We start from the raw sequence: 15430 nt of genomic DNA on the forward strand, positions 1-15430 counted from the left end.
TCTGAAAGCCTGGCGGCGATGTTTCGGTGAAATTCGATCGAAAGAAGCAGTATTCTTTCGATATGCTCAAGGAATGACGTCCACCGGGATCGAGCTCGCGACACTGGGCCACCGCATCCGCCATCACCGCCTGGCCAGCCGCCTCACGCTCGACGAACTCGGCGCCGTCGTCGGCATCGCCGGCAGCCAGCTCTCCCTCATCGAGAACGGCAAGCGCGAGCCGAAGCTCTCGCTGCTGCAGGCGATCGCACAGGCGACGGGCACGGAGGTCTCGGACCTCATCTCCGGCGAGCCGCCCAACCGCCGCGCCGCACTGGAGATCGAATTGGAGCGCGCGCAGGCGAGCCATGTCTTCCGCCAGCTGGGCGTGCCGCCGGTGCGGGTCAGCAAGGGGATGACCGACGAGACGCTCGAGTCGCTGCTCGGTCTGCACCGAGAACTGCAGCGCCGGGAACGCGAGGCGATCGCTACGCCGGAAGAGGCGAGGCGCGCGAACACCGAACTGCGGTTGCGGATGCGCGAACGCGGCAACTACCTGCCCGAGATCGAGAAGCTCGCCGAGAAGCAGCTGAAAGCGGCCGGGCACGTCTCCGGCGCCCTGACGCACCGCACCGTCAGCATCATGGCGGAGCAGCTGGGCTTCGAGCTGATCTACGCCAGTGACCTCCCCCACTCCACGCGTTCCATCACCGACCTCGAGCACGGTCGCATCTACCTTCCGCCCGCCTCCATCCCCGGCGGTCATGGTCTTCGCTCGATGGCGCTGCAGGCGATGGCGCACCGGCTGCTCGGGCACACCCGCCCCAGCGACTACGCCGACTTCCTGCAGCAGCGGCTGGAGATCAACTACTACGCCGCCTGCTGCCTCATGCCCGAGACGCCCTCGGTGGCGTTCCTCACGCAGGCGAAGAAGGACCGCGACCTCGCCGTCGAGGACTTCCGCGATGCCTTCGGCGTCACGCACGAGGCCGCGGCCATGCGCCTGACCAACCTGCTCACGCACCACTTCGGCATCCGCCTGCACTTCCTTCGCGTCGACGGCACCGGGGCGCTGATGCGCGTGTACGAGAACGACGACCTTCCCCTGCCGATGGATGTGACCGGCTCGATCGAGGGACAGATCGTCTGCCGGCGCTTCTCCGCGCGCAGCGCCTTCGCGCGGCAGAACCGCACGACGGAGCACTACCAGTACACCGACACCCCGGCCGGCACCTTCTGGTGCTCGACGCAGACGGGGGCGACGGATGCCGGCGAGTTCTCCATCACGATCGGCGTGCCCTTCGACGACGCGCGATGGTTCCGAGGCCGCGAGACGGCGACGCGCGCCGCGTCCACCTGCCCCGACGAGTCGTGCTGCCGGCGGCCCCCGCAGGATGTGGCGGGCCGCTGGAGAGGCAAGGCCTGGCCGAGCGCCCGTGTGCACACGCACATGTTCTCGCCGCTGCCGAGGGGAGCGTTCCCCGGTGTCGACGACAACGAGGTGTACGCGTTCCTCGACCGGCATGCCGAGGGGTGATGTCGGGTCGCACGGACCTGCTCCCCGCGGCGCCCGCGCTGAACGAAATTGCGGCATCCGGCCCCGATGCCCTCGAAGGCGACCTACCCTCTCGTCATGACATCTTCGCCATCCGCGATCGCCACGACGGGGCAGCTGCGCGCATCGGGGCACACCTATCGGCCGCTGCGCGTCGAACTGCGCGAGAACCTCTTGTCGGCGCTGGCCGACGGGCGTGACCCGTGGCCCGGCATCCACGGCTTCGACGCCACGGTCATCCCTCAGCTGGAACGCGCCCTCCTCGCCGGACACGACGTCGTGCTGCTCGGCGAGCGCGGTCAGGGCAAGACGCGGCTGCTGCGCAGCCTGGCGGGTCTGCTCGACGAATGGTCCCCGGTCATCGACGGATCAGAGCTGGGCGAGCATCCGTTCCATCCGATCACGCCGGCATCCCTTCGGCATGCGTCCGAGCTCGGTGACGACCTTCCCGTTGTCTGGCGCCATCGCTCGGAGCGCTATGTCGAGAAGCTCGCCACCCCCGACACGTCGGTGGCCGACCTGATCGGCGACGTCGACCCGATCAGGGTCGCGGAGGGCCGCTCGCTCGGCGACCCGGAGACGATCCACTACGGACTCGTCCCGCGCAGTCACCGCGGCATCGTCGCCATCAACGAATTGCCCGATCTCGCCGAGCGCATCCAGGTGTCGCTGCTGAACGTGATGGAGGAGCGCGACATCCAGATCCGCGGCTACGTGCTGCGCCTCAACCTCGATGTGCTCGTCGTGGCCACCGCCAACCCCGAGGACTACACCAACCGGGGTCGCATCATCACGCCGCTGCAGGACCGCTTCGGCGCCGAGATCCGCACGCACTACCCGCAGACGATCGAGGAGGAGGTCGCGGTCATCCGCCAGGAGGCGGAGCTCGTCGCGGCGGTCCCGGCGCACCTGCTCGAGGTGCTGGCGCGGTTCACCCGCAACCTTCGCGAGTCGGATGCCGTCGACCAGCGCGCCGGAGTGTCGGCGCGATTCGCCATCGCCGGGGCAGAGACGATCGCGGCGGCGGCGCTGCACCGCGCGACGCGTCAGCATGAGGAGGTCGGGGTGGCGCGTCCCGTCGACCTCGAGACCGCCGTGGACGTGCTCGGGGGCAAGATCGAGTTCGAGACCGGCGAGGAGGGCCGCGAGCGCGTCATCCTGGAACATCTGCTGCGCACGGCGGTCGCTGAGACCGCCCGGAGGCATCTGCGGGGCATCGACGCCGGCGCACTCGTCGATGCGCTGCACGACGGCGCGACCGTGATGACCGGGGAGCAGGTGCCCGCGGCCGACGTTCTCACCGCGATGCCGGTGCTGGGGGAGTCGGATCTGTACGACCAGGTGGCCGAGCGGCTCGGCGCGCAGACGCCGGGAGAGCGTGCGGGCGCGCTCGAACTCCTGCTCGAGGCGCTCTACCTCGAGCGCCGGATCAGCAAGGACAGCGCAGACGGGGAGACCGTGTATGGCTGAGCCGCACCCCCGGTGCCTGAGCCTGTCGAAGGGCCGCTGATGGTCCGCGGATTCCACCGCGCGCCCGCGCACACCAACCGGTACGGGAGGTACGCCGGCGGGCCGGATCCGCTCGCTCCGCCCGTCCCCGTGCAGGAGGCGCTGGAGGCGATCGGGCTGGATGTCATGTCGGGCACGTCCGCCGAACGCGCGATGCGCGAGTACCTTCGCCGCGGTACCCGCGACCAGCTGGGTCTCGATGACCTGGCGCGACGAGTGCGCGAGCGGCGGAGAGAACTGACGCGCCGGCATCGGCTCGACGGCACGCTCGAGGAGGTCCGTCAGCTCCTCGACCGCGCGGTGCTCGAAGAGCGGAAGCACCTCGTCCGCGATGTGGACATGGATGACGACGCCCGGTCCTTCGCCGAGATGCGGCTCGAGAACCTGCCGGCGAGCACCGCCGCCGCCGTGAACGACCTGGCCGACTACGAGTGGCAGAGCCCGGCGGCACGCGCCGACTACGAGCGCATCAAAGAGCTGCTCGGTCGCGAGCTGCTCGACCAGCGGTTCGCCGGCATGAAGAGCGCTCTCGAGGGCGCGACGGACGCCGACCGCCAGGCGATCCGCGACATGCTGAACGACCTGAACGACCTGCTCGAGAAGCGTCGGCTCGGAGACGACACGGCCGAGGACTTCGACGAGTTCATGCGGAAGCACGGCGACCAGTTCCCTGAGAACCCTCAGAGTCTCGATGAGCTGCTCGACACCCTCGCCGAGCGTTCCGCCGCGGCCCAGCGGATGCTCAACTCCATGACTCCCGAGCAGCGGGACGAGCTGATGGATCTCGCCGCCCAGGCGTTCGGGTCGCCCGATCTCATGCAGTCGCTGTCGCGGTTGGACGAGAACCTTCGCTCGCTGAGACCCGGCGAAGACTGGAGCGGGTCGGCATCCTTTTCGGGCGACCAGCCGACCGGGCTGGGCGAGGCGACCGGGATCATGCAGGATCTCGCCGACCTCGACTCGCTGACGGATCAATTGAGCCAGTCCTATCCCGGCGCCCGCATGGACGACATCGACGTCGATGCGCTGGCACGTCTCGTCGGTGAGGATGCCGGCGTCAGCGCACGCACCCTGCGGGACCTCGAGCAGGAGCTGATGGACACCGGGATGCTGCACCGGGCGTCCGACGGCGCGCTGCGGCTCACCCCTCGCGCGATGCGCCAGCTCGGCCGTGCGCTGCTGCGCGACATCGCCACGCGCCAGTCCGGGCGAACCGGTCGCCGGGAGACGCGCAACGCCGGTGCGGCCGGCGACCGCACCGGATCGACGCGAGAGTGGGCGTTCGGCGACACCGAGGCGTGGGACATCCCCCGCACCGTGTCGAATGCCGTGCTCAGAACGGTCTCCGACGGCAGGGATGCATCGGCCGGTGTGCGGCTCGAGACCCGCGACGTCGAGGTGGTCGAGACCGAGGAACGCACCCAGGCGGCGGTGGCCCTCCTCGTCGACACGTCCTTCTCGATGGAGCTGGACGGGCGATGGGTGCCGATGAAGCGCACCGCCCTGGCGCTGCATCACCTGATCTCCAGCCGTTTCCGCGGTGACAGCCTGCAGCTGATCGCATTCGCCCGCCACGCGGAAGTCATCGACATCGAGCAGCTGACGGCGAAGGATTCCGTCTGGGACAAGGGAACGAACCTCCACCACGCCCTTCTGCTCGCGCAGCGGCACTTCCGGCGCAACCCGACCGCGCAGCCCGTGCTGCTCATCGTCACCGACGGCGAGCCGACGGCGCACCTCGACCCGAACGGCCGGGTGCACTTCGCCTACCCGCCCGATCCCCGAACGATAGCCGTCACCGTGAGCGAGCTCGACACGGTGCAGCGCCTCGGCGCACAGACGACCTTCTTCCGGTTGGGGGATGACCCCGGCCTCGCGCGGTTCATGGATGCGCTCGCGCGTCGGGCCGGTGGCCAGGTGGTCGCGCCGGAGCTCGACGACCTCGGACGCGCGGTCGTGGAGAGCTACCTGGGCTCCCGCCACAGCGGGCACGATTCACCCGACGACTTCGGGGAGATGCTCCGCGGCAGATCCTGGTGGTGACGGGGAATCAGGATGACGCGAAGGCTGCGTAACGCGCAAGCGCCGCGGTGAGGTCCTCCTCTGAAACGGCGTCACGCGCGAACAGCGTCGCCGGCGGAAGTGATCCGGGGATGTCGGTGACCTTGGGGGTGGCCCAGGTTCCGACGATCTCGCCATCTGCGACGATCACCGGCCTCACGATCCCGTTGATGCCGGGGCCGATCGCCGAGAGCAGTTCGGGTGAGCACACCCGGGTGCGGTCGGCGTAGGAGATGAAGTACTCCTCGAACGGCGGAAGGACGAAGGCTCTCGGGGCCTTCGGATTCCTGCGCGCCGGAGCGGCGGAGACGTACAGCGTCTCGCCGCCCACCTCGACGGGAGCGACGCGATCGCCGGCGCCGTCCAGCGCCCGCCGCGCCATGCCGACCGGCAGGCCCGCCCACCACGCGAAGTCGGCGGGGCTTGCGGGGCCGTGGCTCTGCACGTAGCGGACGAAGAACTCCACGAGCGGGTCGGCCGGCCGCGCGTGCTCGGCGATCCATTCGTCGATGAGCACCACCCGCTGCTCGCGGGTCGTCTTCCCCGGTCTTCCGACCACCGGTCCCCAGCAGAGGATCGTGCGCGCCGACAGCGCGAAGAGGATGTGGTAGCCGCGCTGGCCGGACGGATCCACGCCACCCGCGGCGAGCGCCTCGAAGGCTTCCGCTCGCGAAAGCGCATCTCCACCGCGCAGCGCGCCGACCAGCGTGCGTTCGGCGCGGGCCATCACGTCGGCGTCGAGGCCGAGGTCGGCGTGCCGCTTGCGCGCCGAGCGCAGCATCCGGTCACCCGTCACGCTCAGGATCCACGCGAGGTCGCCGGCCGCGACGATGTGCAACGTGCCGCGCATCGTCCACGAGCGGACCAGCTCGCCGCGGTCGAAGGCCGCGTCGACGTCGGCCATGGTCGGTGCGCCGGCCGTGCGCGCGGCGAGCGCGAGGCGACCGCCCCAGAACTCCTGGCCCTGCGTGGCCGTCATGTGCGACGCCGCATCCGTGAGCGTACGCGCGGGGGCGGACAGCCGGTGGTGCCGCAGGCGAAGCGCTCGGAGACGGGCGGGTGTCACGGGTTCATCATGCCCGAGGTGCCGGCGGACCGACCTAAGCCCAGGATTGGAATGTGGTCAGCATGTCGGTCGTGGCCCAGCTGGGTTCCTTGTGACCCAGCTCGTGCCAGCGCGCGCTGGTCGATGTGGCCACCGGGGCTGCCTTATTGATCAGCGCCGTGCCGTGCCGCGCGGGCGGCACGATCGCATCCGCCATTGAAACGACGACTCTGATGCGCTTCGCCGTCCACGACGTGGAGGAAAGGCGTGCCGGATTTGTCCTCTCCATCGTTGTTCTGCTGTAGCCGTACACAGGTGCGATGCGTATCGGGTCGCGGGAGTACAGGTCGCTCATGTCGTATGCGGAGTTGACCAGGTAGATACCGCGGAGTCTAGGGATCATGTTCTGTCCATACGCCCAACACATCAGAGGTCCTCCACCAGAGTTGGAACGGCTGTACGCGCGCGCCACCGAGAATGTTGCGGACATCCATGATGCCCAGCGTGCTTGATGGTCGATTGCCGGTTGGCTGGTCCACAAGGTGCCGCCGTAGTCAGGGCATATCGATACGATGCCGCGGTCCACGAGCAATGCCGCCGGATAGCCGTACACGTGGGTGAGTGCCGTACGGTCGCCGCCGTTGGAGTGGTAGAACCAGACCACGGTCGTGCCGGGCTTGGATGGTGGCGCAGTCCACGGGACGAACAGTCGCGCCTTGTCGCCGCCGGACGCGACATCGATGGACTCATAGGCATTGCCCGCCGCCGTGTACTTTGTGGCGGCACGGCTCACCTCGCCGGGCAGCCGTCCCACCCTGGAATAGTCGGCGGCAGAGGCGGCCGAGGTGCCGCCGACGGCTCCGACTGCCCCGGCAACTGTTCCGAGAAGCATCGTCCGCCGGGTGATCTGTGCGCTCCGAGGTGGACCGTCCGCGTCGCCATGGAACTCGGGGATCATGGTCCTCCTATGGGCCAGGCGCGATTACCCCGATCTTCATGCAGGATCAGTTTCCGGTCAACCCCGTCGGAGGTTGTGGGGTCATCCGCTCACGATCACGTTGCGCACCGCGGACGGCCCTGCCCTACGCGAAGACGTCGTCCACGAAGCGGATGTTGTACTCCGCGATCCGCTGCGGCACGCCGTCGAAGGCCTTCGCGCGCTCGTCGGACGCCATGTACGTGCGCTCGAGTTCGAGGAAGGCGTCCTGGTCGCCGTCGGCGCTGACCGCCCAGACGAACTCGTCGGTCTCGCGCAGCCCGTAGGCGAAATCGATCGTGAAACCGGCGGCTGGTCGCACCCGGGGCATCCACTCCTGCCACCACGCCACGAAGGCGTCGTACTCACCGGGGACGAGCGTGTATCTGCGCAACTGGATCGTCTTCACCCGAGCATCCTTTCACGCACCGCGAGCTGGCCGGCGGCTCGGCCCTCAGGCGCCTGCGGCCAGGACGGGCGCCCCCTGCGGAACCAGGAAGCGCTGGAAGAACGACGCGAGCGCGGCCGTCGCGGTCAGCGGCAGCACCGCCGCGACATACTGATCGGGGCGCACCACGACGACGACGCCGTCGCGCGAGAGCTCGCGCTCCGCGAAGATGTCGGCGCTGCTCCACGCGCTCGGTGCCGCCGCGTAGACCTTCTCCCAGTCTGTGAGGCCGAGCGGTCCGGTCTTCGGGAGGAAGAGCGGGGGAACCCGCGCGATGTCGATGTCCTCGAAGCGCTGCTGATAGATCGCCTTCACGTCGAACACGGCGTCGGTGTCGGCACCGGCCGGCGTGTAACGGGTGATCGGCGACTCCGGCGAGGCCATCCACTCCGCCCAGGACGACAGCGCCGAGGGCGCACCGGCGGACGGCGCATCGGCGTACGCTCCGGCCGCGGTGTCCGCGAAGGCCCCGGCCGCGGTGTCCGCGAAAGCATAGACGCGCCAGCGTCCATCCGCCTTGGCGTGATGACCGAGGTGCACGACGTTGCCGTCGCAGACCCGCACCACCTCGACGGACTTGAACCGCTTGCCGAGAGGAAAGCCGGCCGCGAGCGCCTGGTGAGAGGAATCGCCCACGATGCCCGATGAACCGTACCGGGTCATGAATCCGGAGGGGAACTCCGCGGTGGCCAGGTAGTAGTTCGCGAGGTCCTGCGGGTCGGAGATCTCTTCGGGCTTGCGAGCCATGAGCGAGGACCACTCGCGGTCGAAGTCGATCAGCTGCTGGGCGACCGGCTGCCGCTCCGCGGAGTAGGAAGCCAGCAGCGACTCGGGGCTGAGACCGGTCAGCACGTGGCCGAGCTTCCAACCCAGGTTGAAGCCGTCCTGCATCGACACGTTCATCCCCTGCCCGGCCTTCGCGCTGTGCGTGTGGCACGCGTCGCCGGTGAGGAACACCCGGGGAGCGCGCGCCTCGTCGACGGGGACGTCGTCGAACTTGTCGGTCACGCGGTGGCCGACCTCGTAGACGCTGTGCCAGGCAACCTGCTTCACATCGATCGAGTAGGGGTGCAGAATCTCGTTCGCCCTGCGGATGATCTCTTCGATAGGCGTCTTGCGCACCCGGTGATGATCGTCCGGTGCGACCTCGCCCAGATCGATGTACATCCGGCTGAGGTAGCCGCCCTCGCGCGGGATGTGCAGGATGTTGCCCGCGACGGAATTGATCGCGCACTTGGTGCGCCAATCCGGGAAGTCCGTGTTGACGAGCACGTCCATGACGCCCCAGGCGTGAGCGGAGAAGTCGCCGACGTGCGTGCGCCCGATCGCCTCCCGCACACGGCTGCGGGCGCCGTCGCTGCCCACGACGTACTTCGCGCGAAGGGTCCGCTCCTCACCCGCGCGGTCGCCGGTGGTGTGCCGCACGCGCACCTCGACGGGATGATCGCCGCCGTTCGAGTCGCCGCCGTCTAGGACGGTCAGGCCAAGGAACTCGACCCCGTAGTCGGGGACGATGCGCCCCGGCCCGTGGGCCGCCGCCTCCGCGAAGTAGTCCAGCACGCGCGCCTGATTGACGATCAGGTGCGGGAACTCGCTGATCTTGAAGGCGTAGTCCTCGGTGCGCGTCGTGCGCACGATGTTCCGCGGGTTCTCCGGGTCCGGGCCCCAGAAGTTCATGTACGCGATGTTGTAGGCCTCGGCGACGATCCGTTCGGCGAAGCCGAAGGCCTGGAACGTCTCGACGCTGCGTGGCTGGATGCCGTCGGCCTGCCCGAGCACGAGGCGGCCGTCGCGGCGCTCGATGATGCGGGTCGTGACGTCCGGGAACTGCGACATCTGCGCCGCGAGCAGCATGCCGGCGGGGCCGGACCCGACGATGAGCACGTCCATCTCGTCGGGGAGGTCGACGGGCCGATCGATCCCGGAGCCGGCCGCGTCCTGGATGCGGGGCTCGCCCGAGACGTATCCGTGGTGGTGGAACTGCATGGATGTCCTCCTCGGACGGCGATGTCGAGGCCTGCGGTGCGGGGCTTGTGGCGCGGGATCACGTGTTCTATATTCGAACGCGACGTTCCACTTCTGAACAGATCGTATACGTTCGCCTGGGACATCGGCAAGGGGAGACACCATGATGACGGATGCCGCTGCCACGGGTCCGCCGTCGCAGACCCTCAGCCGCGGCATCCGGATTCTGGAGATCCTCGCCGACGCTCGGGAGCCTCTGTCCATCGACGAGATCGCCCGGCGCCTGGCCGTGCATCGATCGGTGGCCTACCGACTGCTGCGCACGCTCGAAGACCACGGACTCGCCGTGCGCGACGGCGCGGGTCGCATCCAGCTCGGCGCCCGGATGGCCGCCCTCGCGGCCGGGGTGGCACACGACCTTCAGGCGGAGGCGCTGCCAGAGCTCACGGCCGTGGCGAACGAGCTCGGCCTGACGTGCTTCCTCGTCGTGCTCGACCACGACGAGTGCGTCACGCTCGTCAGCGTCGAACCCCGGCACGCGGTCGCCTCGGTGGCGCAGCGACCGGGGACCCGGCATCCGGTCACCGTCGGAGCTCCCGGCAAGGCGATCCTCTCCGTGCTGCCGCCTTCGTCCTGGCCGCCGGAGGTGTCCCCACAGCTGCGTGAAGAGGTCACGGATGCCGCGCTCCGCGGCTTCGCGATCAGCCACGACGAGGTGATCCCGAGCCTCCGCTCGGTGTCGGTGCCGCTCGTCGTGCACGGGCGTCGCCCGTCGGCGATCGCCGTGGTGTATGTGGCGAGCGCCCATGAGCCGAGTCAGATCGCCGCTCGCCTCCGGCGTTCCGCGGACCTCATCCGCGACGCCCTCGGCGGTTGAGCTCGCCCCGATCAAGAGTTTGCTTCTTCGCGAGTGGCGGCGTCCGATCGGGCGAGGGTAAACTCGCGACGTCCGGCCGCAGTTCGCCGGTGCTCGGAAAATGGGCACGCAGCCGCCAACGAGGCGCGCGAGACACATACGGATCCCGTCCTTCCGTTCTCGTCTCGAGGAGTCCCATGCCCACCGTCTCCGCGCACGTCGCCGCCACCCTCGCCCGCCATATCGACCACGTCTTCGGCGTCATGGGGAACGGCAACGCCTACTTCCTCGATGCGCTCGAGCGTTCCACCGACGTCGGCTATACCGCCGTGCGCCACGAGGCCGGCGGCGTCGTCGCGGCCGACGCCTATCACCGCGCAGGTGGCGGGCTCGCGGCGGCGACCGCGACCTACGGAGCCGGCTTCACGAACACGCTGACCGCCCTTGCGGAGGCCGTCCAGGCGCACGTCCCCCTCGTGCTCGTCGTGGGCGACGAGCCGACGTCCGGCCCGCGGCCGTGGGACGTCGACCAGATCGCGATGGCGTCCGCGGTGGGCGCCCGCACCTACACCGTGGGGCGCGCGGATGCCGCCGCCACCACGGTCATCGCGATCGAGCACGCACTGACCTACCGCGTGCCCACCGTGCTCGCGATCCCCTACGACGTCGCCGCGCTCGAGGCGGGTCCGGTGCCCGACGCGCCGGAGCCGCGACTCCCCGGGCCCACCGCTCCGCGCGGGCCGTTCGCCGAGCAGGCGGTGCGGGATGTCGCCCGTGCGCTGGCCGGCGCGAAGCGGCCGTTGCTTCTCGCCGGCCGCGGCGCCTGGATCGCCGGCGCCGGAGAGGCGCTCGGCCACCTCGCCGATGCGACGGGAGCGGTGACCGCGTCGACCGCGCTCGGCCGCGGCATCTTCCCGCGTCCGGAGTCCGACCTCGGCGTGACCGGCGGATTCGGCGCCGAAGGGGCGATGCAGCTCATCGGGCAGTCCGACGTCGCCGTCGTGTTCGGCGCATCCCTCAATCAGTTCACAATGCGATTCGGTGCGCTGTTCGCCCCGGGTACGCGCGTCTTCCAGGTGGATCTCGCCCCAGCCGCCACGCACCCGCACGTGGGCGGCTTCATCCGCGGCGATGCCGCCGTCGTGGCTCGCGCGATCACCGAGGAGCTCGGGGCGCTCGGCGCAGCTCCGAGTGGCTGGCGCGAGAGGGTGGATGCGGCATCCCTTCGGGTCTGCGAGCCGGGCGAGCACCTGGCCGCCGACGGACGCCTCGACCCCCGCTCCGCGGCCGCGCGGATCGCCGAGCTGCTGCCGGAGGACCGCGTCGTCGTCTCGGACGGCGGTCACTTCATCGGCTGGGCGAACATGTACTGGCCGGTCGCCTCCCCCGACCGCATGATGATGGTCGGCACGGCGTTCCAGTCGATCGGACTCGGATTCCCGAGCGTCGCCGGGGCGGCCCTCGCGCGGCGCGAGGCGACGATCGTGCTGACCACCGGCGACGGCGGTGGGCTCATGGCGCTCGCCGACCTCGAGTCGGCGGTGCGGGTCGCCCGCGGACGGGGGCTCGCGGTGGTGTGGAACGACGCCGCCTACGGGGCCGAGGTGAACCTGTACGGCCTGAAGGGCCTGGCCGAGGCGCCGATGCTCATTCCGGAGGTGGACTTCGCGGCGCTCGCCCGGGGCTTCGGCGCCGAGGGGGTCGTCGTACGGACGCTCGATGACCTCGAACGACTCGCGGAGTGGGCCCGGCAGCCGGCATCCGATCGCCCGTTCCTGCTCCTTGACCTCCGGATCTCCGGCACCGTGATCGCGCCGTACCAGCAGGAGATCATTCGCGTGAACTCGTAGCGCGCCGGCCCCTCTGGGCTCGGAGGGGGACCGGTCGCTCGCTCGGGTATGGGAGGGCGCTCGGCGTGTCGCGGGGGCGCAGCTGTTCTCGATTCGCGTACTCAAGTCTGCGCTGAGGTTCGCGCAGACTTGGGGACTCCCCGTGGCCCTCAAGTCTGGGCTTGGGTTCGCGCAGACGTGAACAGCCGTTGAGAGAACAGTTGGGCCGCGCCCGGTCCCTGGCGGACACACGTCCAGGGCGGGATACTGCAGAGCGAGGGGACGCCGCAGCGGGACGATCCGTTGCGCCGCACCTCGTCAGCGTGGGAGGGGCCGCATGAGCACCGAACAGACGAAGCAGACGATGGATCGCTACTTCACGCTCATGGGCTCCGAAGGAGACTTCGCGCGGTGCTACGCCGCGGATGTCACGTGGCTCGTCGCCGACACGGGAGAAATCGTGCGCGGGCCGCAGACCGTCCGGAACTACGTTGTCACGCTGCACGCGCGATTGACCGACATGCAGACCCTGAACTTCGTCGTCGCCGACGACCACTCCTACCTGGAGGGCGATTGTTCGGCCGGACGTTCACGAGCGGACGAACGCATCCACTACTGCGTCGCATACGACATCGACGGCGGCTTGATCACGGCGATGCGCTGCTACGGACTGGGAGCCCCGCCGACGCCGTGACGATCGGCGCGGCACACCCGCTAGGCCCTCGCGAGCCCGTACACCGGGCTCTTGGTCTGTTCCGTCTCGCTGTCGGGCCCGAGCGGGATGCCGCTGCGGTCCCGCAGCAGCAGCGTCGCGGACAGGCCGAGCAGCGTCATCCCGGCGAGGTACCACGTCACCGACTCCGTCGAACCCGTCGCCTGCACGAGGGCCGTGGCGATCGTCGGCGCGAAGGCTCCACCCAGGATCGCTCCGATGGCGTACGAGATCGAGACGCCCGAGAAGCGGATGGATGCCGGGAACAGCTCCGAGTACAGCGCCGCCTGCGGACCGTAGGTGAAACCCAGACCGATCGTGAGGATGGCGAGGCCGAGGAACAGCATCCCGATCTCGCCCGTGTTGACCAGCGGGAACAGCAGGAAGACACCCAGCAGCTGCAGGATCCAGCCGATGATGTAGGTCGTCCGGCGACCGATGCGGTCGGAGATCCATCCGGCGAAGAACGTCGAGAGCAGCCAGGTGACGGCAGAGCCGGCGACCGCCCAGAGCACGGGCCCGCGCTCGAGGCCGAGCGGCCCGTCGGGGTTCGTCGAGTAGTTCTGGATGTAGCCGCCGGTCGTCATGTAGCCGACGGCGTTGTTGCCGGCGAAGACGAGCGCGGCGATCAGCACGAGGAGCGCGTGGCGCTTGAACAGCTGGATGATCGGCATCCGCGTCTGCTCCTTGCGCTCGGCGAGCTCGACGAACACCGGGCTCTCCTCGACACGGCGACGCACGTAGTACCCGATGAGGATCAGGAAGACCGAGAGCAGGAACGGCACGCGCCAGCCCCAGGCGAGGAACGCGTCGCCGGGGGCCAGCACGGTCATGATCGCCATGATGCCGCTCGCGAGCAGCAGGCCGAGCGGGACCCCGATCTGCGGAGAGGCGCCGAACAGCCCTCGCTTGGTCTTGGGCGCGTGTTCCACGGCCATCAGCACCGCGCCGCCCCACTCGCCACCGGCCGAGATGCCTTGCAGGATGCGGAGCAGGATCAGCAGGATCGGGGCGGCGATGCCGATGGCCTCGTATGTCGGCAGCAGGCCGACGGCGGCGGTGGCGGCACCCATCAGGATGAGGGTCCACATGAGCACGACGCGGCGGCCGTACTTGTCGCCGAAGTGGCCGGCGAGGAACGCGCCGAGCGGGCGGAACAGGAAGCTGACGCCCACCGTCGCGAACGAGAGCAGGATCGCGGCGTCCGCACCGAGCGGCGCGAAGAACAGCTGGCCGAACACGAGGCCGGCGGCCGAGGCGTAGATGAAGAAGTCGTACCACTCCACAGTGGTGCCGACGACGGTCGCGAAGACGACGCGGCGTCGGTCGGTGGAGGTGGCGATCGTTCCCGTGGGCGTGAACCCTGTCGGCGACTCTGCGGACATGTGTGACTCCAATGTCGGGGATTGCCTTCGGCCGGTGGGATGGCGAGGGGTTGCCGAGGTGAACACGATAATATATGATTTCGAATATCACGCAAGGGCGAGGGAGCTCATGAAGAGAACGACGGATGCCGCGGCCGCTGGATTCGGCGCGCTCCCGATGCGCCCCGGCAAGGTGATCGCGGTGCACATCAACTACCCGTCGCGAGCCGCGCAGCGAGGCCGCACTCCAGAGCAGCCGTCGTACTTCCTGAAGCCGTCGACCTCCCTCTCAGTCAGCGGATCGCCCGTCGAGAGGCCGGCCGGGACCGAGCTGCTCGCCTTCGAGGGCGAGATCGCCCTCGTGATCGGCAGCGCAGCGCGCCGCATCGAGCCGGAGCACGCGTGGGGGCACGTGTCGCACGTCACCGCATCCAACGACTTCGGGGTCTATGACCTCCGATGGGCCGACAAGGGGTCGAACCTCCGGTCGAAGGGCGGCGACGGGTTCACCCCCGTGGGCCCCGAGCTGATCGACGCCCGCACCGTCGATCCGGCGTCGCTGCGGCTGCGCACGTGGGTGAACGGCGAACTCGTTCAGGAGGACTGGACGGCGACGCTCCTCTTCCCCCTCCCCCTTCTGGTCGCCGACCTCTCGCAGCTGCTGACGCTCGAGCCGGGGGACGTGATCCTCACCGGGACGCCCGCGGGGGCGTCCGTCGTGCAACCCGGCGATGTCGTCGAGGTGGAGGTCGACGTGCCCGAAGGCGCCTCCTCGGGCCGGCTGCGCACGCCGATCGTGGAGGGGACGGAGGCGCTTCCCGACTACAGCGCCCCGCCCCGGATCGACGACGACCAGCGGGCCGAGGCGTGGGGCTCCCGCGCGGCCGCCGGCCTCCCCGCGGACGACGCAGAAGCCTCGGTCCCCGAGCCTGTCGAAGGGGCGAAGAACGAGGACGACGCCTCGACAAGCTCGGCGACCCGCGAATCGGTCCCCGAGCCTGTCGAAGGGGCGAAGAACGAGGACGACGCCTCGACAAGCTCGGCGACCGGCGAATCGGTCCCCGAGCCTGTCGAAGGGGCGAAGAACGAGGACGACGCCTCGACAAGCTCGGCGACCGGCGAATCGGTCCC

12 protein-coding genes are annotated in these 15430 nt (G+C 69.5%); 7 read left to right on the forward strand and 5 right to left on the reverse strand.

All coding sequences use genetic code 11. From position 1 onward, the window contains the following. Window positions 1-73: 73 nt before the first annotated feature. The 3 genes from ACPW96_RS07155 (at window position 74) to ACPW96_RS07165 (ending at window position 5086) form a co-directional block, all read left to right on the forward strand. The gene (locus tag ACPW96_RS07155; RefSeq protein WP_425816939.1) at window positions 74-1516 is read left to right on the forward strand and encodes a helix-turn-helix domain-containing protein; all 1443 of its coding nucleotides are present in this window, start codon (window positions 74-76) and stop codon (window positions 1514-1516) included. Between the two features lie 96 nt (window positions 1517-1612). Beyond that, window positions 1613-3004, forward strand: coding sequence for a sigma 54-interacting transcriptional regulator (locus tag ACPW96_RS07160; RefSeq protein WP_425882489.1), 1392 nt, complete (start codon window positions 1613-1615; stop codon window positions 3002-3004). Between the two features lie 39 nt (window positions 3005-3043). Further along, the gene (locus ACPW96_RS07165; RefSeq protein ID WP_425882490.1) at window positions 3044-5086 is read left to right on the forward strand and encodes a VWA domain-containing protein; all 2043 of its coding nucleotides are present in this window, start codon (window positions 3044-3046) and stop codon (window positions 5084-5086) included. Window positions 5087-5093: 7 nt separating this feature from the next. Here the strand turns inward: ACPW96_RS07165 and ACPW96_RS07170 are convergent, their stop codons facing one another. The 4 genes from ACPW96_RS07170 to ACPW96_RS07185 form a co-directional block, all read right to left on the reverse strand. Beyond that, window positions 5094-6170 carry a winged helix DNA-binding domain-containing protein gene (locus ACPW96_RS07170; protein ID WP_425882491.1) on the reverse strand — a complete coding sequence of 359 codons (1077 nt, stop codon included), beginning with the start codon at window positions 6168-6170 and terminating at the stop codon, window positions 5094-5096. 34 nt (window positions 6171-6204) lie between these two features. Further along, the gene (locus ACPW96_RS07175; RefSeq protein WP_425882492.1) at window positions 6205-7107 is read right to left on the reverse strand and encodes a hypothetical protein; all 903 of its coding nucleotides are present in this window, start codon (window positions 7105-7107) and stop codon (window positions 6205-6207) included. A gap of 124 nt (window positions 7108-7231) precedes the next feature. Continuing rightward, the gene (locus tag ACPW96_RS07180) at window positions 7232-7534 is read right to left on the reverse strand and encodes a hypothetical protein (RefSeq protein ID WP_425816929.1); all 303 of its coding nucleotides are present in this window, start codon (window positions 7532-7534) and stop codon (window positions 7232-7234) included. Between the two features lie 45 nt (window positions 7535-7579). Beyond that, on the reverse strand, window positions 7580-9559 hold the full coding sequence (locus ACPW96_RS07185) for an FAD-dependent monooxygenase (RefSeq protein ID WP_425882493.1): 1980 nt from the start codon (window positions 9557-9559) through the stop codon (window positions 7580-7582). 142 nt (window positions 9560-9701) lie between these two features. Between ACPW96_RS07185 and ACPW96_RS07190 the strand changes: the two genes are divergently transcribed. The 3 genes from ACPW96_RS07190 to ACPW96_RS07200 all read left to right on the forward strand — a co-directional run bounded on the left by ACPW96_RS07190 (window position 9702) and on the right by ACPW96_RS07200 (window position 12917). Further along, window positions 9702-10415 carry an IclR family transcriptional regulator gene (locus ACPW96_RS07190; protein WP_425882494.1) on the forward strand — a complete coding sequence of 238 codons (714 nt, stop codon included), beginning with the start codon at window positions 9702-9704 and terminating at the stop codon, window positions 10413-10415. Window positions 10416-10591: 176 nt separating this feature from the next. Beyond that, window positions 10592-12244, forward strand: a complete 1653-nt coding sequence (locus ACPW96_RS07195; RefSeq protein ID WP_425882495.1) for a thiamine pyrophosphate-binding protein — start codon at window positions 10592-10594, stop codon at window positions 12242-12244. 316 nt (window positions 12245-12560) lie between these two features. Next, window positions 12561-12917: a nuclear transport factor 2 family protein gene (locus ACPW96_RS07200; protein WP_425882496.1), complete on the forward strand. Its 357-nt coding sequence runs from the start codon at window positions 12561-12563 to the stop codon at window positions 12915-12917. 20 nt (window positions 12918-12937) lie between these two features. Here the strand turns inward: ACPW96_RS07200 and ACPW96_RS07205 are convergent, their stop codons facing one another. Continuing rightward, window positions 12938-14320 (reverse strand): MFS transporter, encoded by a 1383-nt coding sequence (locus ACPW96_RS07205; protein ID WP_425882497.1) that lies wholly within the window; start codon window positions 14318-14320, stop codon window positions 12938-12940. A 109-nt stretch (window positions 14321-14429) separates the two neighbouring features. Here ACPW96_RS07205 and ACPW96_RS07210 point away from each other — a divergent pair. Beyond that, on the forward strand, window positions 14430-15430 hold a 1001-nt coding region (locus tag ACPW96_RS07210), incomplete at its 3' end, for a fumarylacetoacetate hydrolase family protein (RefSeq protein WP_425882498.1).

Source organism: Micromonospora sp. DT81.3 (assembly GCF_049847225.1).
In the GTDB taxonomy this organism is placed as follows: Bacteria; Actinomycetota; Actinomycetes; order Actinomycetales; family Microbacteriaceae; genus Microbacterium.